We start from the raw sequence: 21,301 nt of genomic DNA, 5'->3' as shown, positions 1-21,301 counted from the left end.
CCCTTCTGTGTGCCTGGGCTGTCAACTGCCCTTTAGTTGTGGCCGAAGCTCTTCTGCTTCTTACGAGCAACATCCGAGGGATCGCCCGGTACGTGCGCCATCGGCGACTCGTGCTCCTCCGCCGACGGACGCTGTGCGCGCTCCGGTGCGTGCTCGGCCTGCGAGGAGCGGTTCTGCGGGCCACCCTGCTTACGGTTCTTGTTCTTGGCCATGGTGATCTGCCTCCTGTGGGGGATCTAGGGGCCAGGGCCGGGACCAGATTCACATAGGCTGACATCAAGCGCATGTCGGATAATTACCGTGTGTTACAGGGCAGGTGGGCGAGCGGGATCCGCAAACGCCACGCCGAAGATCGAGTTCGGGCCGTTAACCCCCGCGCGGTCGGGCAGACTCGAAGGAAGTCCGAAGCAAAGCCTCCCGGGAAGAGGGTGAGTCGAGTGGACCGCTGCATCGTCCTGGTGGACGCCGGGTATCTGCTGGGCGCCGCCGCCAGCCTCCTCGCCGGTGAGCCCTCGCGGTCCCGGATCTCCGTCGACCACCCCGCCCTGGTCCAGGCCCTGCGCGAACGCGCGGAGTCGGAGACCGAGCGCCCGCTGCTGCGCATCTACTGGTTCGACGGCGCCCCCGACCGGGTCCCCCAGCCGGAGCATCGCCGGCTGCGCGTGATGCCCCGGGTCACCGTCCGGCTGGGTGCCCTCACCCGCAGCGACGGACGCTGGGCGCAGAAGGGCGTGGACGCGGCCATGCACGCCGAACTGACCGAGCTGGCCCGCAACCGCGCCTGCTCCGACATCGTCCTCGTCACCGGCGACGGCGATCTGCTGCCCGGCATGATGGCCGCCAAGGAGCACGGCGTCGCCGTCCACCTGTGGGCCGTCCAGGCCGCCGACGGCGACTACAACCAGTCCGAGGACCTGGTCGCCGAGGCCGACGAGCGGCGGGTACTGGACCGCGCCTGGATCACCCAGGCCGTCCGGGCCAAGGAGCTGACCGGCGTCTGCGCGCCGCCGCCCGTGCCCCGCCCCGAGATCGCCGCGATCCTGTCCGCGCCGCTGCCCGAGTCCGCGCTCGCCACGGCGGCCGAACGCCCCGCCGAACAGGGCGCGCACGCCCCGGGCGGCACCGCGGCCGAGAACGGCGCCCAGGAGCGCGTCCCCACCCCCAAGGGCGTCCCCACCCCCAAGGATCTCGCCGCGCTGCGCGCACCGGGCGTCCAGCCCGCCCAGAACCCCACGACGGCGACCCTGCGCTGGTCCTCCGACAAGGGCTGGGTGGACCGGCCGGGCGCGGTCGCCGAGCCGCCCGAGATCGCCTCCATGCCGACGCTGGCCCAGCTCACCACGGCCGAACAGAGATGGGCCGACCGCGAGGAGGACATCACCACGGTCGGCGGCGACCCGTACGAAGTGGGTCAGGTGTTCGCCCGCCGCTGGATGTCCCGCCTCGGCGACCAGGGCCAGCTGCAGAAGCTGTCGCAGATGTACCCGCGCATCCCGCACCGCATCGACGGGGAGCTGCTGCGCTACGCGGCCCGGTTCGGGCTGCTGGCCCACAAGGACGACCAGATCGACGAGCACGACCGTTACGCCATCCGGGCGGGGTTCTGGCGGGAGGTCGACGTCCCGGCCGCCGCCGAACACGCGGGCACGGGGGAGTGAGCGGGCGTACGCGACCGGCGGGATTGCCGCCGGTCGCGTACAGAAGTGGACCCAAAGGCGAGTAAAGGCCCCCGACCCCGTACTCTCGTCCCTTGTGAATACGCGCGCGGGACAGGCACCTCGGCATGACGAGGTCGTGCGCGTGCGTGGGCTCAGCAAGACCTACCCGGCCGTCAAAGGGCGGCGCGGGACGCCCGGCACGCCCGAGGTGCGGGCCACCGACGGGATCGAGCTGGACGTGCGGCGCGGCGAGGTCTTCGGACTGCTCGGTCCGAACGGCGCCGGCAAGTCCACCCTCGTGCGGCAGCTGACCGGGCTGCTGCGGCCGGACACCGGTCGCGTCGAGATCCTCGGCCACGACATCGTGAAGCACCCCGAGCGGGCCGCGCGGATCCTCGCCTACCTGGGGCAGGAGTCCTCCGCCCTGGACGAGCTGACCGTCTCCCTCGCCGCCGAGACCACCGGGCGCCTGCGCGGCCTGGACGTACGGCGGGCGCGGGCCGAGCGGGACGCGGTCCTGGACGAACTGGGACTCACCCCGATCGCCGGGCGGGCGCTGAAGAAGCTGTCCGGCGGACAGCGGCGGCTCGCCTGTCTCGCCGCCTCCCTCGTCGGGCAGCGGCCGCTGCTCGTGCTGGACGAGCCGACCACCGGTATGGACCCGGTGGCCCGGCGCGCGGTCTGGGCCGCCGTGGACCGGCGGCGCGCCGAGCACGGTACGACCGTGCTGCTGGTCACCCACAACGTCATCGAGGCCGAGACCGTGCTCGACCGGGTCGCGGTGCTCGACCGGGGCCGGGTCATCGCCTGCGACACCCCGGCGGGACTCAAGGAACAGGTCGCCGACGAGGTGCGGGTGGAGCTGGTGTGGCGGGAGCGGGCGCCGCTGGAGGTGCCCGAGGTCGCCGCCCTGCGGGAGCGGGCCGTGGAATCCGGCCGGCGCTGGACGCTGCGGCTGGCGCCCGAGGAGGCCCGCGCCGTCGTCGCCACGGTGACCGGCGGGGCCGCTTTCGCCGCCCTGGACGACTTCACGCTCGCCACGCCCAGTCTGGAGGACGTCTATCTGGCGCTGGGCGGCGCGGCCCGGCAGGGGCTGGTGAAGGCATGAGCGCACGGGCCGCGGGATGCGTATGGATGTGCGCGGCTGCCGCAGGGAAGAGGAGCAGTTCGTCGTGAGTGTCGTACCCGCCGAGGTTCTGCCGGGCGGCGCCCGGGCCGTGCCGGAGGCGGCACCGGGCGCGGCCGAGCTGGGTCCGCCCGCGCGGCTGTGGCCCTCCCTGGTGGCCGTCTACCGGGCGCAGCTGTCCCGGGCCCGGGTGGCCCGCATCCCGCTGCTGTTCGTGGCGACCTTCCAGTCCGTCGGCATCGCCGTGATGATGCGGGGCGTCGTCGACAGCGGCAGCGAGGCCCAGTACGTGGTGGCCGGCTCGTCCGTGCTGGTCGTCGCGTACGTGGCACTGAACCTGCTGTCCCAGTACTTCGGGCAGCTGCGGGCCAGCGGCGGGCTCGACCACTACGCCACCCTGCCGGTGCCGCCGGCCGCGGTGGTGCTGGGCGCGGCGGCGGCGTACGCCTCCTTCACGGTGCCGGGGACCCTGGTGACGGCCGTCTTCGGCTGTGCGCTGTTCGGGCTGCCGCTGTCCAACCTGTGGATCCTGGTGGCGGTGATCCCGCTCGCCGGGGCCGCGCTGGCCGGGCTCGGTGCCGCCTGCGGGCTGCTCGCGCCCCGGCCCGAACTGGCCACGCTGCTCGGGCAGCTGGGCATGTCCGCGGCGCTGCTGCTGGGTGTGCTGCCGGCCGACCGGATGCCGGAGATCGTACGGCTGGCCCGTGATCTGCTGCCCTCGACCTACGCCGTGGAGGCATACGCCCGGACCTTCGGGGCACACCCGGACTGGGCCGTCGTCCTTGTCGACCTGGGGGTGTGCGCGGGTGTCGGAGTGGTCTCGCTGGCCGTGGCGACCTGGGCGTACCGCAGGGCCGCCGTCCGGTGACGCGGCGCACAGCGGGACCTGGCACGATATTCAGGTGACCGCACCGCTGACTCCGCCTCCGCCGCCGCACGACAACTCCGCGCACCAGGTCTGGCAGGCTCCGCCGCTTGCCGGGGCGCCGGGCGCGGGATCGTACGAACAGGACGGCCCTGGGATGAAGACCGAAGTGCGGGAGGCCGCCGTGATCACGGTGGCGGTGGCGCTCGGCGGGGTGCTGCTGGGGCTGCTGTGGTGGTGGCTGGCGCCGCACGTGCAGCTGGTCGGTGACCAGCTCGACAAGAGCTGGGTCGTCTATGTGAAGGACTCCGAGGGGGAGCAGGCGGCCGGGGTGGACGGAACGTTCACGCTGCTGGGACTGGGCTTCGGGCTGATCAGTGCGGTCGTGGTGTTCCTGCTGCGGCGGCGTGGGGGCGTACCGCTGGTCGTCGCCCTCGGCCTCGGCGGGCTGCTCGGGTCGTTGCTGGCCTGGCGGCTGGGGGTGTGGCTCGGCCCGGAGTCCGACGTGCTCGCGCATGCGAAGGCCGTGGGCAAGGGCGTGACGTTCTCGGGGCCGCTGGAGCTGGGGGCGAAGGGGGCGTTGCTGGCCTGGCCGCTCGGGGCGTTGCTGGTGCATCTCGGGCTGACCGCGCTGTTCGGGCCGCGGGATCCCGAGCCGCTGTACCCGCAGGCCTGACCCCGGGGCTCCGCCCCCTGATCCCGTTCTCCTGCCGGCCTGGCGGCCTGCCCGCCTGCCCGCCCGTCTCGGCCGGGGCCGGCAGGCGACCGCGACGGCGATCCCGTCAGCCTCGGCCGATGGGCGCCAGTACCGCCTGGGTCAGCTTCGCCAGGTCGTCGGGTGCCAGTTCGACCTCCAGGCCCCGGCGTCCCGCCGAGACGCAGATCGTGGGGTGGGCCCCCGCCGAGTCGTCGAGGACCGTCGGGAGTTTCTTGCGCTGGCCGAGGGGGGAGATGCCGCCGCGGACGTAGCCGGTCGTGCGCTCGGCGAGGGTCGGGTCGGCCATGGTCGCCCGCTTGCCGCCCACCGCCGCCGCGAGGGCCTTCAGGTCCAGGGAACCGGCCACCGGGACCACACCGACGACCAGGGCGCCGTCCACGTCGGCGACCAGGGTCTTGAAGACGCGGTCGGGGGAGACGCCCATCGCCTGCGCCGCCTCCTCGCCGTAGGAGGGGTGGGAGGGGTCGTGGTCGTAGGCGTGGACGGTGAAGTCCACGCCCGCCGCCGTCAGGGCCACCGTCGCCGGCGTACCACCGGAGTGCTGCTGCTTCTTGGACTTCTTCGCCATCGGAGTGTCTCGGCCTCGGTCTTCCCGGTGTTCCTCAGTTCTGGCTCGTCGGCGTCCGCGTCAGCTCGAACGCGGGCAACGACGGCAGATTACGGATGATGGCGGTCTCGGAGCGAAGGAGTTTCAGTTCGTCCCGCAGCCGGGACGCGGTGTCCGGAGCCTGGAGCAGCCGCTGCTTGGTGGGCGTGTCGTGCACCATCGCCGCGGCCACCAGGTACGACACCACGCTCGGGTCGTCCGGCAGGTCGGCACCGGTGGACAGCGAGCGCTCGCGGGCGCCCGCCAGGCGCTTCTGGTACTGGCGGAAGGACCGCAGGACTCCCTCTGCCAGCGCGCCGGCCTCGTCGCCGGGCTCTTCGGTCAGCTCCTCCAGCTCCGCCGTCAGGAAGGGGCCGGAGGCGTCGACCGACAGCAGGCGGACCCGGGTCGTGCCCGTGGCCAGGACCTCGAACGTGCCGTCGGCCCGTTCCCGGACGGTCGCCGCGTCCGCCACACAGCCCACCCCGTGGAAGGCCTTCAGGGGGTCGGGGCCGAAGCCGGCGGCCGGGCCCCGGTCGGGTTGTGCCGTGGGATCCGGCATGCCCGGGGAGCTGGGCGCCACCTCGTGGCCGTCGCGGATGGCCACGACGGCGAACCGGCGTGGTTCCTCCTCGGGGGTCTTGAGCAGGTCGCGCATCATGGCGCGATAACGCTCCTCGAAGACGTTCAACGGCAGCACGAGCCCCGGGAACAGCACCGAGTTCAGCGGAAAGAGCGGGAGACGGACGGTGGTCACGGCGCCCCAGCCTAGTGGTCACCGGCGCGGACGTGTCCGCGGTGCTCGCCGAGAGGGTCCTGGGGCACCGGTATCAGCCCGGCCGGGACGGTCCGGGGACCGGCAGTCAGAAGGTGTTCACGCAGGCGCAGGAAGTGGCCGAGCGGGTCGTCCGAGAAACGGTCCCAGGGGAAGGACGTGGCGTACGGGCCGATCAGGCGCAGCTGACCCCGCGCGTCCTCCCGGCGGTCCAGCCGCATGAGGACGTACAGGAGCTTGTTGCGGACCTCGGCGGGCCACGGGTCGGCCGCCGGGAACCGGGCGGACAGGGCGATCGCGCGGTCGGCCGCCGCGTCCAGCCGGGCGCGCGGCACCTCGGGGCCGCAGCCGTCGGTCAGGTAGCCGAAGGCGGCCCGGGCCGGCAGTGCCTGCACGAGCGAGTCGGCCGGGGCGTCCTGCGCGGCCCGGTCGGCGAAGTCGAAGCACTCGTGGTGCGCACCGTGCCAGAGCGCGGCGAGGTAGCGCAGGGCGGCCGCATGGCAGCCGTAGTGGTGCGGGGCGCGCCGGACCGCCGCCTCCCACAGCTCCTCGAAGTACCGGTGCCCGGCCCGGGAGCCGCGCGCGTGGTCGAGCGCGATCCGCCAGGGCACCGGGTCGCGGTCGTCGGCACGGGCGGCGGCCGTGATGAGCGGGCTCGCCTCGCGCAGCAGCTCGGCGCGGGCCGGGGAGGGCCAGACGCGGTCCACCGCCAGCTGGGCGCCCAGGATCAGGGCGTCGGGGTCGTCGGGGGCGGCCGTGCGCCACTCCTCGTACCACTCGGGGCGCGAGCGGGCGAAGCCGGCGAGGCGCCTGACGTACCGGTCGTGGTTCTCCCACTCGGCCGCGGCGCGGGTGGCGGCCAGCAGCTCGGCCGCGCCGGTGTACTCGCCCCGGCCCGCCGCCACCAGCGCGGGCGAGAGACGGTCGTCGGGCGCGTCGAGCACGGCCTCGTCGCCGGCCGGTGACCGGCCGGACGGGCCCGCGGAGCGTTTGGTCATCCAGGTGGGGCGGATGAACGAGGGCAGCAGAGCCATGGTGTCGACCATTGAAAGTCCGCAGGTCGGGGGCGCGCCAGAGGGATGGGGCAAGTTACGGAAGGTTGTATGGCGGATGGTCAAGGAACGGTAAAAGGTGACTGTTCAACCATTGTGGTGAACCTGTCGGCGAATTGTGAAATTTTCGGTGCACGGGAACTTTTCGGCGCACAGGACATTCCCGGCGCACGGGACCTCCTCGGCCGCCGGCGGTCAGCCGCGGCGGAGCAACCGTGTCGCCCCCGCCGCCACCGTCGTCGCCAGGATCCAGCCGAGCAGGATCATCACCGCCACCAGCCACTGCCAGCCGCCGCGCATCCGCCACTGGCCGGCCTGGCCGAGGTCGATCACCGGCAGCAGCAGGTCCAGGGTGAACAGCGCCGGGCTCCAGGACGGATGGCCCTCGTGGTTCACCGGCGGATGGTCCGCGTGCGCGAACGCGAGCGTGCCCGCCGCCCACAGCACCGCCATCCACACCGCGGCCCGGCCCGGACGATAGCCGTAGGCGACCGTCCAGTCCTGGACGTAGCCCCAGAACTTCCCGGCCAGCGGGAGCGTCTCGCGCCGCCGCCGCTGCTTGGCGAGCAGCACCTCGCGCGCGTCCTCGTCCTCCCCGGCCGCACGCAGTACCGAGGCCAGCCGTTCGTACGGCTCCGGGGCGTACTCGGCGGTGGCGGCCGCCACCCAGTCCAGGCGCCGGGTCAGCGGGAACGGGCCCTGCGGCACCAGGTTCTCGTAGGTGAACCCGGCCATGTGCAGGTTGCCGGCGTCCGGCCAGCTGCCCGCACGGTCCACGAGATTGACGATCCGCGCGCCGGACAGCACCACCTTGCCCCGCTGCGGTTTGTCCCCGAGGAAGCGCAGTTCGGGTGTCTGCGCCCGGCGCAGCGACAGCTCCTGGTCGTCGGTGAAGACGAACCGGGCCCGCTCCAGGTCGACGGCGTCCCCGAACCGCCCGTCGTCCAGGCGCACCCCGCCCCGGCACTCGAAGCGCTGGATCCGTGTCCCGCGCGCGGGTGTCGTGCCGCTCAGCAGCGGGCTGCCCACGCCGGCCGGGGTCAGGTACAGGGTGCGCTCGACCGTCAGCTGCGGCGCGTTCAGGGCGAGGCGGGAGTACGGGTTGGCCAGTCGCGCGCCGCGCAGGCTGAGCGAGACGCCGACCTGGGCGCCGCGCAGGCTCAGCTCGCCGTGCGACTCCAGCATCTCCGCCTGCAGGTCCTGGCCGACGGTCATGCCGTCCGCCGCGATCGACCGGCCGCTGCGGTCGCGGTAGACGATCGCCTGGTTGAGCAGCAGATCGGTGCCGATGTGCGCGTCGGTCAGCCGGACCCCGTTCTGGAAGCGGCAGCGCGGCAGATGCAGGTCGCCCTCGGTGTGCACCCGGGCCGCCTCCAGGCGCGGTACCGAGCAGTCGACCAGGCGCACGGTGGTGAACCGGGCCTCCGGCAGCCGCACCTCGGCGTCGAAGCGGCAGCCCTGCAGCTCCACGTAGGGCGTGACCGTGCCGCCCGCCAGGTCCAGCGTGTCGCTGATCCGTACGCCGACGAGCTTCAGGGCGGACACCCGGCCCGCGAGCGCGGGCGGCCCGTCCAGCAGCAGCCAGCAGACGATGCGCGCCCGTACGGTCCGCTCCGGCCCCCACGGATGGCCGCCGTGCGGATCGTCCACGGCGGCGTCCCCGCTGCTCAGGTCGTACACGCTGCCGTTGCGGAAGGCCTGCCACATGCCCGCCTCCGCGGCGGTCAGGTCTTCTGGCAGGTCCCCGGCGCGGAGGCCGGCCCCCTCGGTCACCGCTGTTCCTTCTCTCTCCATCGTTCAGCGTTCGTACAGCCGTTCATGCCCGCTGAGTGACTGCCGGAACACTAGAGGTGAACGCGATCTTCCGGGTTCCGGCCAGGTTCTGTATCAGCCATTGATACGCGCGACCGGCTCCCGACGCCGGTCTGAGAGAATTGGGACTGTGATTTCCCGAATCGATCTGCGCGGCGACGCCCTTCCCGAGGGTCCCGCCCTGCGCGACCTGCTGCCCCGAGCCGACTTCGACGTTCAGGCCGCCCTGGAGAAGGTGCGCCCGATCTGCGAGGCCGTGCATCATCGGGGCGACGCGGCGCTGATCGACTTCGCCGAGAAGTTCGACGGAGTACGGCTGGAATCCGTCCGTGTCCCGGCCCGGGCGCTCACCGACGCCCTCGACGGCCTCGACCCGGCCGTGCGCGCCGCCCTGGAGGAGTCCATCCGCCGCGCCCGCCTGGTCCACCGCGCGCAGCGCCGCACGACGCACACCACCCAGGTGGTCCCCGGCGGCTCCGTGACCGAGAAGTGGGTGCCGGTCGAGCGCGTCGGTCTGTACGCGCCGGGCGGGCGGTCCGTCTACCCGTCGTCCGTGGTCATGAACGTCGTACCGGCCCAGGAGGCGGGCGTCGAGTCGATCGCGCTCGCCTCGCCGGCGCAGGCCGGGTTCGGCGGCCTGCCGCACCCGACGATCCTCGCCGCCTGCGCCCTGCTGGGCGTCGACGAGGTCTACGCGGCCGGCGGGGCCACCGCCGTCGCGATGTTCGCGTACGGCACCGAGTCCTGCCCGCCCGCGAACATGGTCACCGGCCCGGGCAACATCTGGGTCGCCGCCGCCAAGCGCTACTTCACCGGCAAGATCGGCATCGACGCCGAGGCCGGTCCGACCGAGATCGCGATCCTCGCGGACGAGACCGCCGACCCGGTGCACGTCGCCTCCGACCTGATCAGCCAGGCCGAGCACGACCCGCTCGCCGCGGCCGTCCTCGTCACCGACTCCCTCGAGCTGGCGGAAGCGGTCGAGAAGGAGCTGGAGCCGCAGGTCGCCGCGACCAGGCACGTCGAGGACCGGATCGTGCCCGCGCTGCGGGGCAAGCAGTCCGCGATCGTCCTCGTGGACGGCGTCGAGGAGGGCCTCAGGGTGGTCGACGCGTACGGCGCCGAGCACCTGGAGATCCAGACCGCCGATGCGGCTCAGGTCGCCGACCGGGTGAAGAACGCGGGCGCGATCTTCATCGGCCCCTGGGCCCCCGTCTCGCTCGGCGACTACGCGGCCGGGTCCAACCACGTCCTGCCCACCGGTGGCTGCGCCTGCCACTCCTCGGGCCTGTCCGTGCAGTCCTTCCTGCGCGGCATCCACATCGTCGACTACACGCAGGACGCGCTGGCCGAGGTCGCGCACCACGTGGTCACGCTGGCGGAGGCGGAGGACCTGCCGGCGCACGGCGCGGCGATCAAGGCGAGGTTCGGCTGGAAGGTACCCGAGAGCAAGTGAGCGACGTGAGGATCGACGATCTTCCCGTACGGGACGAACTGCGTGGCAAGTCCCCCTACGGCGCGCCCCAGTTGGACGTCCCCGTACGGCTGAACACCAACGAGAACCCCTACCCGCTGCCCGAGCCGCTGGTCGAGCGGATCGCGGAGCGGGTGCGGGAGGCCGCCCGCGACCTGAACCGCTACCCCGACCGGGACGCGGTGCAGCTGCGCACCGAGCTGGCCGCGTATCTGACGAAGACCGGCAAGTACCCCCTCGCCATCGAGAACGTGTGGGCGGCCAACGGGTCCAACGAGGTCATCCAGCAGCTGCTACAGACCTTCGGCGGGCCGGGCCGCACCGCGATCGGCTTCGAGCCGTCGTACTCGATGCACGCGCTCATCGCGCGCGGGACGGGCACGGGCTGGATCTCGGGCCCGCGGAACGAGGACTTCACGATCGACCTCGCCGCCGCGGAGCGGGCCATCGCCGAGCACCGCCCGGACGTGGTCTTCATCACCACCCCCAACAACCCCACCGGCAACGCGGTCCCGCCCGAGACGGTCCTCGCGCTGTACGAGGCGGCCCAGGCGGCCAAGCCGTCCATGGTGATCGTGGACGAGGCCTACATCGAGTTCAGCCACGGCGACTCGCTGCTGCCGCTGCTGGCGGGCCGCCCGCATCTGGTGGTCTCCCGCACCATGTCGAAGGCGTTCGGCGCGGCGGGGCTGCGCCTCGGCTATCTCGCCGCGGACCCCGCGGTCGTGGACGCCGTCCAGCTCGTACGGCTGCCGTACCACCTCTCGGCGATCACCCAGGCGACCGCGCTGGCCGCCCTGGAGCACACCGACACGCTGCTGAAGTACGTCGAGCAGTTGAAGGCGGAGCGGGACCGGCTGGTCGCCGAGCTACGGGCGATCGGCTACGACGTCACCGAGTCCGACGCGAACTTCGTGCAGTTCGGCCGGTTCGCGAACGCCCACGACGCCTGGCGGAAGATCCTCGACCGGGGCGTCCTGGTCCGGGACAACGGCGTACCGGGGTGGCTGCGGGTGTCCGCCGGAACCCCCGAAGAGAACGACGCGTTCCTCGACGCGGTACGGGACTTGAAGAAGGAGCTTGAGGCATGACTCGCGATGTCCGCGTCGGACGAATCGAGCGCACCACCAAGGAGACCTCGGTCCTGGTCGAGATAGACCTCGACGGCACCGGGAGGACCGACATCGCCACCGGCGTCGGCTTCTACGACCACATGCTCGACCAGCTCGGCCGGCACGGTCTGTTCGACCTGACCGTCAAGACCGACGGCGACCTGCACATCGACTCCCACCACACCATCGAGGACACCGCCCTCGCGCTCGGCGCCGCCTTCAAGCAGGCCCTCGGCGACAAGGTGGGGATCTACCGCTTCGGCAACTGCACGGTTCCCCTGGACGAGTCCCTCGCCCAGGTGACCGTCGACCTCTCCGGCCGCCCGTACCTCGTGCACACCGAGCCCGAGAACATGGCGCCGATGATCGGCGAGTACGACACGACGATGACCCGGCACATCCTGGAGTCCTTCGTCGCCCAGGCGCAGATCGCGCTGCACGTGCACGTGCCGTACGGGCGCAACGCGCACCACATCGTGGAGTGCCAGTTCAAGGCGCTGGCCCGGGCGCTCCGCTACGCCTCCGAGCGCGACCCGCGCGCGGCCGGCATCCTCCCCTCCACGAAGGGCGCGCTGTAACCCATGAACGGTCTGTCGACCCTCCTGATCGTCGTCGGCCTCTTCCTGGCAGGCGGCATCGTCTCCTTCGTGAAGCAGAAGATGCCCGCGAGCCTCATCGTGCTGCTCTCGATCGGCGCGGGCATGTGCCTGGTCGCGGGCGTCCTGCGGCTGGAGGTGTGGAATTGAGCACCAAGAAGGTCGTGGTCTTCGACTACGGCTTCGGCAACGTCCGGTCCGCCGAGCGCGCCCTCGCGCGCGTGGGCGCCGATGTCGAGATCACCCGTGACTTCGACAGGGCGATGAACGCCGACGGCCTGCTCGTACCGGGCGTAGGCGCCTTCGCCGCCTGTATGCGGGGCCTGCGCGCCGCCCGCGGCGACTGGGTCGTCGACCGCCGCCTGTCCGGCGGGCGCCCCGTCATGGGCATCTGCGTCGGCATGCAGATCCTCTTCGCGCGCGGCATCGAGCACGGCGTGGAGGCCGAGGGCCTGGACGAGTGGCCCGGCACGGTCGAGCCGCTCGAGGCCGACGTCGTGCCGCACATGGGCTGGAACACCGTCGACGCGCCGGCCGGCTCGCAGCTGTTCGCGGGCCTGGACGCGGACGCCCGCTTCTACTTCGTGCACTCCTACGCGGTCCAGGACTGGGCCCTGGAGACGCACAACCCGCTGATCGAGGCTCCCAAGGTCACCTGGTCGACGCACGGCAAGCCCTTCGTGGCCGCCGTGGAGAACGGCGCCCTGTGGGCCACCCAGTTCCACCCCGAGAAGTCCGGCGACGCCGGCGCCCAGCTCCTCACCAACTGGATCGGAACCCTGTAGACCATGGCCAAGCTCGAACTCCTCCCCGCCGTCGACGTCCGCGACGGTCAGGCCGTACGCCTGGTGCACGGCGAGTCCGGGACCGAGACCTCCTACGGCTCCCCGCTGGAGGCCGCCCTCGCCTGGCAGCGCTCCGGCGCCGAGTGGCTGCACCTGGTCGATCTGGACGCCGCGTTCGGCACGGGTGACAACCGGGACCTGATCGCCGAGGTCACCAGGGCGATGGACATCAAGGTGGAGCTGTCCGGCGGCATCCGTGACGACGACACCCTCGCCGCCGCCCTCGCCACCGGCTGCACCCGGGTGAACCTGGGCACCGCCGCCCTGGAGACCCCCGAGTGGGTCGCCCAGGTCATCGCCGAGCACGGCGACAAGATCGCGGTGGGTCTGGACGTGCGCGGCACCACCCTGCGCGGCCGCGGCTGGACCCGTGACGGCGGCGACCTCTACGAGACGCTGGAGCGCCTCGACAAGGAGGGCTGCGCGCGGTACGTCGTGACCGACATCGCCAAGGACGGCACGCTTCAGGGCCCCAACCTGGAGCTGCTCCGCAATGTGTGCGCCGCCACCGACCGCCCGGTCGTGGCCTCGGGCGGCGTGTCGTCCCTGGACGACCTGCGCGCCATCGCCGAGCTGGTGCCCCTCGGTGTGGAGGGCTCCATCGTCGGAAAGGCCCTGTACGCGAAGGCGTTCACGCTGGAAGAGGCTCTGGAGGCGGTAGCCCGGTGAGCGACGTACGACGTGTGACGACCGGCGCGCCCTGGGAGGAGCAGTTCGGCTACTCCCGCGCGGTGGAGCTGCCGAACGGACTGGTGCTGGTCTCCGGCTGCACGTCCATCGTGGACGGGCAGATCGCCGGGGGCGGCCCGCACGAGCAGGCGCTCAACGCCTTCAACGTCGCGCTGGCGGCGCTGGAGCAGGTGGGGCTCGGCCGGGACGACGTCGTGCGTACGCGCATGTACCTCACGCATGCCCGGGACGTGGACGAGGTCGGCCGTGCTCACAAGGAGCTGTTCGACACCGTCCGGCCCGCCGCTTCCATGATCATCGTCTCCGGTTTCGTAGACCCCAGCCTCGTCGTCGAGGTCGAGGTGGAGGCGTTCCGAGGAGTATCCGCATGACCTTGGCCGTACGAGTCATCCCCTGCCTGGACGTGGACAACGGCCGGGTCGTCAAGGGCGTCAACTTCCAGAACCTGCGCGACGCGGGCGACCCCGTCGAGATGGCCAAGGTGTACGACGCCGAGGGCGCCGACGAGCTGACGTTCCTGGACATCACCGCCTCGTCGGGCAACCGCGAGACGACGTACGACGTGGTGCGCCGCACCGCCGAGCAGGTGTTCATCCCGCTGACGGTCGGCGGCGGTGTCCGTACCGCCGAGGACGTGGACAAGCTGCTGCGGGCGGGCGCCGACAAGGTGGGCGTGAACACCGCGGCCATCGCCCGTCCCGACCTGATCCGCGAGATCGCCGAGCGCTTCGGCCGGCAGGTGCTGGTCCTCTCGGTGGACGCGCGCCGGACCGAGTCGGGCTCCTTCGAGGTGACCACCCACGGCGGCCGCCGGGGCACCGGCATCGACGCCGTCGAGTGGGCGCACCGGGCCGCCGAGCTGGGCGCGGGGGAGATCCTGCTCAACTCCATGGACGCGGACGGCACGAAGGACGGCTACGACCTGGAGATGATCGCCGCGGTCCGCAAGCACGTCACGGTCCCGGTGATCGCCTCGGGCGGTGCGGGCAGGCTGGCCGACTTCCCGCCGGCCGTCGAGGCGGGCGCGGACGCGGTGCTGGCCGCGTCGGTGTTCCACTTCGGCGACCTGCGGATCGGCGAGGTGAAGCAGACGCTGCGCGAGGCGGGTCACCCCGTCAGGTAGACGTCGGGAGGAGCCCCGGCCGTCGGGAGACGGCCGGGGCTTTTTTCGTGACCATATGCGAAAGGAAAGTTGCGCAAAATCCGTTGTGCAATTTTTCTTTCGCATCTAGTCTGGCGGGCATGGCAGACAAGGAGAACCGGCGGATCACCGACGTCGGGACGCTGAAGGCCCTCGCGCACCCCTTGCGGGCGGAGCTGTACCGGCTGCTGTCCGTCGAGGGGACGGCCACCGCCTCCCGGCTCGCCGAGCACGTGGACGAGGCCGTGTCCCTGGTCAGCTACCACCTGCGCAAGCTCGCCGAGCACGGACTGGTCGAGGAGGCCGCACCGCAGACCGCGGACGGGCGGGAGCGGTGGTGGCAGCCCGCGTCGGACGGCGTGAGCATCCGGGACGCGGACTTCCGCGGCGAACCGGGCAAGGCCGCGGCCCATCTGGCGGCCAGCCGTCTCTTCCACGACCAGCGGGCCGACCGCTACCGCCGCTACCTGGACGAGCGCCCCGCCTGGAGCGCCGAGTGGAACGCCGCGTCCCTGGACAACGAGTCCTGGATGCGGCTGACCCCGGCCGAACTCACCGCGCTGAAGAGCGAGATGGAAGCCCTCCTGCGCACGTACGACGTGCAGGGCCGGGACGCCGAGGCCGCCGGCGACACCGAAGGGCGCGAGCACGTCGCGCTGTACATGTACGGATTCCCGTTCCGCGTCTGAAAGGCCACACCGCCGTGACCACCGTGTCCGTGACACCCCCCGTTGCGCAGCACACCCCGGAACGCCCCGCCCACCGCGACCCGAACGTCCTGCGCTGGCTCGCCGCCTACACCTCCTCCATGCTCGGCGACGGCGTCTACTACCTCGCCCTGTCCTGGGCCGCCGTCCAGGCCGGTACACCGGCCCAGGCCGGTCTCGTGATGTCCGCCAGCGCGCTGCCCCGGGCCCTGCTGATGCTCGGCGGGGGAGTGATCGCCGACCGGCTGGGTCCGCGCAGAGTCGTCATCGGCAGCGACGCCGTCCGCTGCGCCGCCGTCCTCGCCGTGGCCGCCCTGCTCTTCCTCGCCAGCCCCGGACTGTGGCCCCTCGCCCTGCTGGCGATGGTCTTCGGCACGGTCGACGCGGTCTTCATGCCCGCCGTGGGCGCCCTCCCGGCCCGGCTCACCGACAAGGCTCAGCTCGCCCGCGTCCAGGGCCTGCGCGGCCTCGCCATCCGCTTCTCCACCGTGGTCGGCGCCCCGCTCGGCGGCCTCGGCGTGGCGGTCGGCGGCGCGAGCGCCGCCTTCGCCCTCGCGGGGCTGCTCATCGCCGTCTCCGTGCCGCTGCTGGTCTCCGTACGCGTACGGGACCTGCCGAAGGACGACACCGGCACCGGCGCGACCACCGCCTGGCGAGATCTCCTGGAAGGCCTGCGGTACATCCGCCGCCACCGCGTCCTCGCCCCGCTCATGCTGGCCATCGCCCTCGGCGACCTCGGCTTCGTCGGCCCGCTGAACGTGGGCCTGACCCTGCTCGCCGACCGGCGCGGCTGGGGCGCCTCCGGAGTGGGCTGGGTGCTCGCCGGATTCGGAGTCGGCGCGGGCGCCGCCTCCCTGCTGCTGACCGTGCGCGGCCGGGTGCCGCGCGCGGGGCTGGCCACCGGGTGCGCGTGCGTCGCGGGCTCCGTGGCCATCGGCTCCCTCGCCTTCGCCCCCGCGCTCGCCGCCGCCGTCGGGGTGGCCCTGCTGGTCGGTCTGTTCGCCGGCCTCAGCGGCGCCCTGTGCGGTGCCCTGCTGCAGACCCGGTCCGACCCCGCCTACCTCGGCCGGGTCACCGCCGTCGCCGGCCTGGTCAGCCTCGGCCTCGCCCCGCTCAGCATGCCGTTCGCGGCCGGCGCGATCGGGGCGTGGGGACTCGGCCCGATGTACGTGGTCAGCGCGGTCGTCTGCGGTCTGGGCGGAATCGTCGTCCTCGCCGTGCCGGCACTGCGGCGCGCCGAACTCCCCGGCTGACCGCGCCTCACTCCTTCGGCTGAACCAGCTGCACCAGATTGCCGACCGTGTCGTCGAACACCGCCGCGAGCACCGGTCCCTGTTCCTGCGGCTCGTGCGTGAACCGGACACCGAGGCCGCTCAGCCGCTCGTACTCCGCCCGCAGGTCCTCGACGGAGAAGACGATGCACGGCAGGCCCTCCTCGAACAGCGCCCTGCGGTACGGCTCCGCGACGGGGCCCTGCCCGGGCTCCAGCAGCAACTGGAGATCCGGCTGGGCCCCCTGGGCCCCGACCGTGACGAACAGCGTGCCGTCCCCGAGGTCCATATGGGTCCGCGTCTCGAAACCGAGGACCTCCGTGTAGAAGGCATGCGCCCTCGCCACGTCGTCCACGTACACGCCGGTCATCGCCACCTTGATCATGGGCGCGCCCTCTCAGATGCCCAGCTGCCGGGACTCGTGCAGCCTGTCGATCGCCTCCGCGTCCCCCTCCAGCTCCACCTCGGCCGCGTTCTGCCGGCCGAAGACGAACATCAGCAGCTCCGACGGCTCACCGGTCACCGTGACCACCGGAGCACCCCGGCGCGCCACCGCCGTCTGACCGTCCGGGCGGCGCAGCACCAGCCCCGTCGGCACGCCCCGGCCCATCAGCCGCGCGGTGCGCTCCAGCCGGGACCACAGCGCGTCCTGGAAGACCGAGTCCAGCTCGCGCGGACTCCAGTCCGGCTGGGCCCGGCGGACGTCCTCGGTGTGCACGTAGAACTCGACGATGTTGGCCGCCTCGTCGACCTGCTTGAGCTGGAAGGGCGAGAAGCGCGGCGGGCCGGTACGGATCAGCTGGATCAGCTCCTCGTACGGCTTCGCGGTGTACTCGGCCATCACCTTCTCGAGGCGCGGCGCGAGCTGCTTGATCAGCGTGCCCCCCGCCGCGTCCGGGCGGCGCTCGCGCACGATCACGTGCGCGGCCAGGTCCCGAGTCCGCCAGCCCTCGCAGAGGGTCTCGGCGTCCGGACCGACGGTGTCCAAGAGATCGGCGAGCAGGAGCCGTTCACGCTTGGCGAAGGTCGACATGCTGTCAGCCTACGACCCCGTGATCGGTCCGCCCACCCGCCACCCGGCCGCCACCCCCGATGAGACGCCTCGCGCCGCTGTGACCACTCCATGGACAGGGCCCCGGCGGCGTCCGCGCGGCGCGGCACAATGGCACCCATGACCAGTACGACCGGCACCCCCCGGCCCAGCAGCCTCGACCCGGAGATCGCCGCGCGCCTCAAGCGCAGCACGGACGGCCTCCTCCCCGCCATCGCCCAGCAGTACGACACCGGTGAGGTGCTCATGCTCGGCTGGATGGACGACGAGGCGCTGCACCGGACCCTGACCACCGGCCGCTGCACCTACTGGTCGCGCAGCCGCCAGGAGTACTGGGTCAAGGGCGACACCTCCGGCCACTTCCAGTGGGTGAAGTCGGTCGCCCTGGACTGCGACGCCGACACCGTGCTGGTCAAGGTCGACCAGGTGGACGCCGCCTGCCACACCGGCGCGCGCACCTGCTTCGACGAGGACGTCCTCCTCGAGGACGCCGATTCCGGCGTACCGGCCTCCGGTCAGTAAGGTCTGCCGCCATGGACCTCGAGACCTTCCGCAAGCTGGCCACCGACCGGCGTGTCATTCCGGTCACGCGCAAGCTCCTCGCCGACGGCGACACCCCGGTCGCGCTCTACCGCAAGCTCGCCGCCGAGCGCCCCGGCACCTTCCTGCTGGAGTCCGCGGAGAACGGCCGCTCCTGGTCCCGGTACTCCTTCGTGGGCGTCCGCAGCGCCGCCACGCTGACCACGCGGGACGGACAGGCCCACTGGCTCGGCTCCCCGCCCGTCGGCGTCCCCACCGACGGCGACCCGCTCCAGGCCCTGCGCGCCACGATCCAGGCCCTGCACACCCCGCACCAGGAGGGCCTGCCGCCCTTCACCGGCGGCATGGTCGGCTACCTCGGCTACGACATCGTCCGCCGCCTGGAGAAGATCGGCCCCGGCGAGCGCGACGACCTCCGGCTGCCCGAGCTGACCATGCTCCTCACCAGCGACCTCGCGGTCATGGACCACTGGGAGGGCTCGGTCCTGCTGATCGCCAACGCGATCAACCACAACGACCTCGACACCGGCGTGGACGAGGCCCACGCCGACGCCGTGGCCCGCCTGGACGCCATGGAGGCCGACCTCACGCGCGCCGTGGCCCAGCCCCCGGCCGCCCTGCCGCCCTCCGAACTGCCCGAGTACACCGCGCTGTGGGGCGGCCCGGACTTCCAGGCGGCCGTCGAGGACGTCAAGGAGCGCATCCGCGCGGGCGAGGCCTTCCAGGTCGTGCCCTCCCAGCGCTTCGAGACCCCGTGCACGGCGACCGCCCTGGACGTCTACCGGGTCCTCAGGGCGACCAACCCCTCGCCGTACATGTACCTCTTCCGCTTCGACGGCTTCGACGTGGTCGGCTCGTCCCCCGAGGCCCTGGTGAAGGTCGAGGACGGGCGCGCGATGGTCCACCCCATCGCCGGCACCCGGCACCGCGGGGCCACCCCGCAGGAGGACCAGGCCCTCGCCGACGAACTGCTCGCCGACCCCAAGGAGCGCGCCGAGCACCTGATGCTGGTGGACCTCGGCCGCAACGACCTCGGCCGGGTCTGCGAGCCCGGTTCGGTCGAGGTGGTCGATTTCATGTCCATCGAGCGCTATTCGCACGTCATGCACATCGTCTCCACCGTCACCGGAAAGGTGGCCGCGGGCCGCACGGCCTTCGACGTGCTCACCGCGTGCTTCCCGGCCGGCACCCTCTCCGGCGCCCCGAAGCCGCGCGCCATGCAGATCATCGACGAACTGGAGCCGTCGCGGCGCGGGCTGTACGGCGGCTGCGTCGGCTACCTGGACTTCGCCGGCGACTCCGACACCGCGATCGCCATCCGCACCGCCCTGCTGCGGGACGGCACGGCGTACGTGCAGGCCGGAGCCGGCATCGTCGCCGACTCCGACCCGGTGGCGGAGGACCAGGAGTGCCGCAACAAGGCCGCGGCGGTCCTGCGCGCGGTGCACACCGCCAACCGGCTGGGCAAGTAGGGCGCTTCTCATACGAACCCCGGGTGACGGTTCGCCCGGGGTTCAGGCGATAGTGGAGTACGTGACTGCTGCACCTCACCCCCGTTCCGAAGCCGCCGCACCCGTCCGGTCCGGCCGGCGGAGCCTCGCCGTGGCCCTCCTGTGCGGTGCCCTCGGCGCGGCCGTGGCGCTGCTCGCGACCCGGCAGCGCTGGGCGGAGGGCACCGCGACGGTGGCCGGCGGCGCGTTCCCGCTGACCGTGAAGGGCAGCGACGTCACCGGCGTCCCCGCGGCCCTCGCCATAGTGGGCCTCGCCGCGCTCGTCGCCGTCTTCGCCGTCCGCAGGGCCGGCCGCCTCCTGGTCGCCGGCCTGCTCGCGCTCTCCGGGGCCGGCATCGTCGCCGCCTCTGTCGTGGCCGCCTCCGACAGCTCCGCGCTGGACGAGAAGGCGGCCCAGGCCAGCGGCGACACCTCCGCCACGGTCGGCGCGCTCACCCACACAGGCTGGCCCTACGTCGCCGCCGTCGGCGGCGCCCTGATCCTGGTCGCCGGCCTGCTCGCCCTGCGCTACGGCAGCCTGTGGCCCGCCATGTCCGGACGCTACGAGCGCGGCACCGACCGCCCCCGCCGCACGGCCCGCCCGGCCGACCCGGAGCGCCCCGAGGAGATCTGGAAGGCCCTGGACCGGGGCGAGGACCCGACAGGCGCCTGAGCGAAGTGCCGAGCGGGCCGCCCGGGCGATGTGGTGAAACAGACTCCACCCCCGCGTCCGGCACCCGCACGCGTACGGGACAATGGTGGACGAGCGTCCGGCTCGGACAGTGACGGGCGGGCTCGGAACCGTACGGACACGTAGTACGACACGTACACAGCAAACGAGGAGCAAGTCATGGCGGGCAGCAGCCACGGTCACACCCCGGCCGCCTGGACCGGCGTCACCATCGCCTTCATCGGTTTCTGCGTCGCGGGCGCCTTCATGGTGATGGCCCAGCCGGTCGGCTTCTGGGCCGGCATGGCGATCGTGGTCCTCGGTGGCGTCGTCGGCGTCATCATGCGCGGCATGGGCCTCGGCCAGCCGAAGCAGGAGCGCGCCCTCCCGCAGCAGGCCCCCGTCGCGACCCGCGAGCCGGCCGCCGCCGAGAGCTGAGCCCCAGGCTTCCCGCGAGGGGCGGCCCGGCACCCGGAGGGTGCGGGCCGCCCCTCGTCGTATGCCCGGGCCCGGCCGGCCGCTCCGCACGCGCGCGTACCGGCCCGGCGGGGCAGAATGCCCGCGTGAACGCCGACAGCCGTACGGCCCCGTCCCCGCTTCCGCACGCCGCCCCGCCCGCCCCCGTGTGGCGGCGGCTGGCCGTCCCGGCCGCGCTGCTGACGGCGGCCGCCGCAGCCTTCGCCTACGTCGGCACCGTCGACCCGAACGAACCCGGCCACTACCCCGTCTGCCCCCTGTACCGGCTCACCGGCCTGTACTGCCCCGGCTGCGGCGGACTGCGCAGCGCGCACGCCTTCGTCCACGGCGACCTCCTCACCGCCCTGCGGGACAACGCGGCGGGCGTGGCCGCCTGTCTGGCCTTCGCGGTGCTGTGGACCGTCTGGGTGATCCGCACGGTGCGGGGCAGGCCGGCGCGGACCGGCCTCGGACCGGCCCAGCTGTGGACGATCGGCGCGCTGCTGCTGGTCTTCACGGTGGTCCGCAACCTTCCCTCCGGCAGCTGGCTGCGTCCGTGACGGGCCGGCGAAATGTCCAGGTGGTGGGACCGCCGTCCACCGGATGCGAGGCCCGGGCCCTCCTGCGGATACCATCGCAGTGACTGCAGGTTCGCAAAACCTGAGG

General features: G+C 72.7%; 26 protein-coding genes. 19 read left to right on the top strand and 7 right to left on the bottom strand.

Translation table 11 applies throughout. The features are described from left to right. Nucleotides 1–32: 32 nt before the first annotated feature. Entirely contained in the window at nucleotides 33–212 is a 180-nt protein-coding gene (locus tag ACZ5CW_RS20425) for a hypothetical protein (RefSeq protein ID WP_468603223.1), read from the bottom strand. 225 nt (nucleotides 213–437) lie between these two features. Between ACZ5CW_RS20425 and ACZ5CW_RS20420 the strand changes: the two genes are divergently transcribed. The 4 genes from ACZ5CW_RS20420 (at nucleotide 438) to ACZ5CW_RS20405 (ending at nucleotide 4,325) form a co-directional block, all read left to right on the top strand. Continuing rightward, complete coding sequence (locus tag ACZ5CW_RS20420; RefSeq protein ID WP_468603222.1) at nucleotides 438–1,658, top strand: NYN domain-containing protein; 1,221 nt, start codon at nucleotides 438–440, stop codon at nucleotides 1,656–1,658. Between the two features lie 94 nt (nucleotides 1,659–1,752). Then, nucleotides 1,753–2,766: an ABC transporter ATP-binding protein gene (locus ACZ5CW_RS20415; protein ID WP_468603220.1), complete on the top strand. Its 1,014-nt coding sequence runs from the start codon at nucleotides 1,753–1,755 to the stop codon at nucleotides 2,764–2,766. A gap of 64 nt (nucleotides 2,767–2,830) precedes the next feature. Then, complete coding sequence (locus ACZ5CW_RS20410) at nucleotides 2,831–3,652, top strand: ABC transporter permease (protein WP_468603218.1); 822 nt, start codon at nucleotides 2,831–2,833, stop codon at nucleotides 3,650–3,652. Nucleotides 3,653–3,686: 34 nt separating this feature from the next. Then, nucleotides 3,687–4,325: an AAA family ATPase gene (locus ACZ5CW_RS20405; RefSeq protein WP_468603216.1), complete on the top strand. Its 639-nt coding sequence runs from the start codon at nucleotides 3,687–3,689 to the stop codon at nucleotides 4,323–4,325. Between the two features lie 106 nt (nucleotides 4,326–4,431). Here ACZ5CW_RS20405 and ybaK read toward each other — a convergent pair whose 3' ends face one another. From ybaK to ACZ5CW_RS20385, 4 genes are all read right to left on the bottom strand, one after another. Further along, nucleotides 4,432–4,935 (bottom strand): Cys-tRNA(Pro) deacylase, encoded by a 504-nt coding sequence (ybaK, locus tag ACZ5CW_RS20400; protein WP_468603214.1) that lies wholly within the window; start codon nucleotides 4,933–4,935, stop codon nucleotides 4,432–4,434. Nucleotides 4,936–4,969: 34 nt separating this feature from the next. Beyond that, nucleotides 4,970–5,710, bottom strand: coding sequence for an LON peptidase substrate-binding domain-containing protein (locus ACZ5CW_RS20395; protein ID WP_468603212.1), 741 nt, complete (start codon nucleotides 5,708–5,710; stop codon nucleotides 4,970–4,972). Between the two features lie 11 nt (nucleotides 5,711–5,721). Continuing rightward, nucleotides 5,722–6,774, bottom strand: coding sequence for a hypothetical protein (locus tag ACZ5CW_RS20390; RefSeq protein WP_468603210.1), 1,053 nt, complete (start codon nucleotides 6,772–6,774; stop codon nucleotides 5,722–5,724). 201 nt (nucleotides 6,775–6,975) lie between these two features. After that, nucleotides 6,976–8,553, bottom strand: coding sequence for an oxidoreductase (locus ACZ5CW_RS20385; protein ID WP_468603208.1), 1,578 nt, complete (start codon nucleotides 8,551–8,553; stop codon nucleotides 6,976–6,978). A 169-nt stretch (nucleotides 8,554–8,722) separates the two neighbouring features. On the opposite strand from ACZ5CW_RS20385, the gene hisD reads away from it, so the two are divergent. From hisD to ACZ5CW_RS20335, 10 genes are all read left to right on the top strand, one after another. Further along, nucleotides 8,723–10,048, top strand: coding sequence for a histidinol dehydrogenase (gene hisD / locus ACZ5CW_RS20380; protein ID WP_468603206.1), 1,326 nt, complete (start codon nucleotides 8,723–8,725; stop codon nucleotides 10,046–10,048). Beyond that, a complete protein-coding gene (locus ACZ5CW_RS20375; RefSeq protein WP_468603204.1) occupies nucleotides 10,045–11,157 on the top strand; it encodes a histidinol-phosphate transaminase in 1,113 nt (370 codons plus the stop codon). Before hisD ends, ACZ5CW_RS20375 begins: the two co-directional genes overlap by 4 nt. Further along, complete coding sequence (hisB, locus tag ACZ5CW_RS20370; RefSeq protein WP_468603202.1) at nucleotides 11,154–11,756, top strand: imidazoleglycerol-phosphate dehydratase HisB; 603 nt, start codon at nucleotides 11,154–11,156, stop codon at nucleotides 11,754–11,756. Before ACZ5CW_RS20375 ends, hisB begins: the two co-directional genes overlap by 4 nt. Before the next feature lie 3 nt (nucleotides 11,757–11,759). Continuing rightward, nucleotides 11,760–11,924: a hypothetical protein gene (locus ACZ5CW_RS20365; protein ID WP_468603200.1), complete on the top strand. Its 165-nt coding sequence runs from the start codon at nucleotides 11,760–11,762 to the stop codon at nucleotides 11,922–11,924. Continuing rightward, complete coding sequence (hisH, locus tag ACZ5CW_RS20360; RefSeq protein ID WP_468603198.1) at nucleotides 11,915–12,559, top strand: imidazole glycerol phosphate synthase subunit HisH; 645 nt, start codon at nucleotides 11,915–11,917, stop codon at nucleotides 12,557–12,559. Before ACZ5CW_RS20365 ends, hisH begins: the two co-directional genes overlap by 10 nt. Before the next feature lie 3 nt (nucleotides 12,560–12,562). Continuing rightward, a complete protein-coding gene (priA, locus tag ACZ5CW_RS20355) occupies nucleotides 12,563–13,288 on the top strand; it encodes a bifunctional 1-(5-phosphoribosyl)-5-((5-phosphoribosylamino)methylideneamino)imidazole-4-carboxamide isomerase/phosphoribosylanthranilate isomerase PriA (RefSeq protein WP_468603196.1) in 726 nt (241 codons plus the stop codon). Then, nucleotides 13,285–13,680, top strand: a complete 396-nt coding sequence (locus ACZ5CW_RS20350; protein WP_468603194.1) for a RidA family protein — start codon at nucleotides 13,285–13,287, stop codon at nucleotides 13,678–13,680. Before priA ends, ACZ5CW_RS20350 begins: the two co-directional genes overlap by 4 nt. After that, nucleotides 13,677–14,432: an imidazole glycerol phosphate synthase subunit HisF gene (gene hisF, locus ACZ5CW_RS20345; protein ID WP_468603192.1), complete on the top strand. Its 756-nt coding sequence runs from the start codon at nucleotides 13,677–13,679 to the stop codon at nucleotides 14,430–14,432. The genes ACZ5CW_RS20350 and hisF overlap by 4 nt, the downstream gene beginning before the upstream one ends. 119 nt (nucleotides 14,433–14,551) lie before the next feature. Continuing rightward, the gene (locus tag ACZ5CW_RS20340) at nucleotides 14,552–15,139 is read left to right on the top strand and encodes an ArsR/SmtB family transcription factor (protein WP_468603190.1); all 588 of its coding nucleotides are present in this window, start codon (nucleotides 14,552–14,554) and stop codon (nucleotides 15,137–15,139) included. A gap of 29 nt (nucleotides 15,140–15,168) precedes the next feature. Then, nucleotides 15,169–16,410, top strand: a complete 1,242-nt coding sequence (locus tag ACZ5CW_RS20335) for an MFS transporter (RefSeq protein WP_468603188.1) — start codon at nucleotides 15,169–15,171, stop codon at nucleotides 16,408–16,410. A 7-nt stretch (nucleotides 16,411–16,417) separates the two neighbouring features. Here the strand turns inward: ACZ5CW_RS20335 and ACZ5CW_RS20330 are convergent, their stop codons facing one another. Next, nucleotides 16,418–16,813, bottom strand: coding sequence for a VOC family protein (locus tag ACZ5CW_RS20330; RefSeq protein ID WP_468603186.1), 396 nt, complete (start codon nucleotides 16,811–16,813; stop codon nucleotides 16,418–16,420). A gap of 12 nt (nucleotides 16,814–16,825) precedes the next feature. Then, a complete protein-coding gene (locus tag ACZ5CW_RS20325) occupies nucleotides 16,826–17,461 on the bottom strand; it encodes a TIGR03085 family metal-binding protein (protein ID WP_468603184.1) in 636 nt (211 codons plus the stop codon). A 138-nt stretch (nucleotides 17,462–17,599) separates the two neighbouring features. Between ACZ5CW_RS20325 and hisI the strand changes: the two genes are divergently transcribed. The 5 genes from hisI to ACZ5CW_RS20300 all read left to right on the top strand — a co-directional run bounded on the left by hisI (nucleotide 17,600) and on the right by ACZ5CW_RS20300 (nucleotide 21,195). Further along, the gene (hisI, locus tag ACZ5CW_RS20320; RefSeq protein ID WP_468603182.1) at nucleotides 17,600–18,001 is read left to right on the top strand and encodes a phosphoribosyl-AMP cyclohydrolase; all 402 of its coding nucleotides are present in this window, start codon (nucleotides 17,600–17,602) and stop codon (nucleotides 17,999–18,001) included. Nucleotides 18,002–18,012: 11 nt separating this feature from the next. Next, a complete protein-coding gene (locus ACZ5CW_RS20315) occupies nucleotides 18,013–19,491 on the top strand; it encodes an anthranilate synthase component I (RefSeq protein WP_468603180.1) in 1,479 nt (492 codons plus the stop codon). A gap of 52 nt (nucleotides 19,492–19,543) precedes the next feature. Next, entirely contained in the window at nucleotides 19,544–20,182 is a 639-nt protein-coding gene (locus ACZ5CW_RS20310; protein ID WP_468603178.1) for a TIGR02234 family membrane protein, read from the top strand. Between the two features lie 177 nt (nucleotides 20,183–20,359). Further along, on the top strand, nucleotides 20,360–20,617 hold the full coding sequence (locus ACZ5CW_RS20305; RefSeq protein ID WP_468603176.1) for an HGxxPAAW family protein: 258 nt from the start codon (nucleotides 20,360–20,362) through the stop codon (nucleotides 20,615–20,617). A 125-nt stretch (nucleotides 20,618–20,742) separates the two neighbouring features. Further along, entirely contained in the window at nucleotides 20,743–21,195 is a 453-nt protein-coding gene (locus ACZ5CW_RS20300) for a DUF2752 domain-containing protein (RefSeq protein ID WP_468603174.1), read from the top strand. The last annotated feature ends 106 nt before the right edge of the window (nucleotides 21,196–21,301 follow it).

This window comes from Streptomyces sp. NPDC031379 (genome assembly GCF_055569615.1).
This window is presented reverse-complemented; position numbering and strand designations above follow the sequence as displayed.

What these genes read in the sequence shown, in the direction of transcription:
- ACZ5CW_RS20425 (WP_468603223.1), bottom strand. Translation starts at nt 212, where the DNA reads ATGGCCAAGAACAAGAACCGTAAGCAGGGTGGCCCGCAGAACCGCTCC.
- ybaK (WP_468603214.1), bottom strand. Translation starts at nt 4,935, where the DNA reads ATGGCGAAGAAGTCCAAGAAGCAGCAGCACTCCGGTGGTACGCCGGCG.
- ACZ5CW_RS20390 (WP_468603210.1), bottom strand. Translation starts at nt 6,774, where the DNA reads ATGGTCGACACCATGGCTCTGCTGCCCTCGTTCATCCGCCCCACCTGG.
- hisB (WP_468603202.1), top strand. Translation starts at nt 11,154, where the DNA reads ATGACTCGCGATGTCCGCGTCGGACGAATCGAGCGCACCACCAAGGAG.
- ACZ5CW_RS20365 (WP_468603200.1), top strand. Translation starts at nt 11,760, where the DNA reads ATGAACGGTCTGTCGACCCTCCTGATCGTCGTCGGCCTCTTCCTGGCA.
- priA (WP_468603196.1), top strand. Translation starts at nt 12,563, where the DNA reads ATGGCCAAGCTCGAACTCCTCCCCGCCGTCGACGTCCGCGACGGTCAG.
- hisF (WP_468603192.1), top strand. Translation starts at nt 13,677, where the DNA reads ATGACCTTGGCCGTACGAGTCATCCCCTGCCTGGACGTGGACAACGGC.
- ACZ5CW_RS20340 (WP_468603190.1), top strand. Translation starts at nt 14,552, where the DNA reads ATGGCAGACAAGGAGAACCGGCGGATCACCGACGTCGGGACGCTGAAG.
- ACZ5CW_RS20330 (WP_468603186.1), bottom strand. Translation starts at nt 16,813, where the DNA reads ATGATCAAGGTGGCGATGACCGGCGTGTACGTGGACGACGTGGCGAGG.
- ACZ5CW_RS20325 (WP_468603184.1), bottom strand. Translation starts at nt 17,461, where the DNA reads ATGTCGACCTTCGCCAAGCGTGAACGGCTCCTGCTCGCCGATCTCTTG.
- hisI (WP_468603182.1), top strand. Translation starts at nt 17,600, where the DNA reads ATGACCAGTACGACCGGCACCCCCCGGCCCAGCAGCCTCGACCCGGAG.
- ACZ5CW_RS20315 (WP_468603180.1), top strand. Translation starts at nt 18,013, where the DNA reads ATGGACCTCGAGACCTTCCGCAAGCTGGCCACCGACCGGCGTGTCATT.
- ACZ5CW_RS20305 (WP_468603176.1), top strand. Translation starts at nt 20,360, where the DNA reads ATGGCGGGCAGCAGCCACGGTCACACCCCGGCCGCCTGGACCGGCGTC.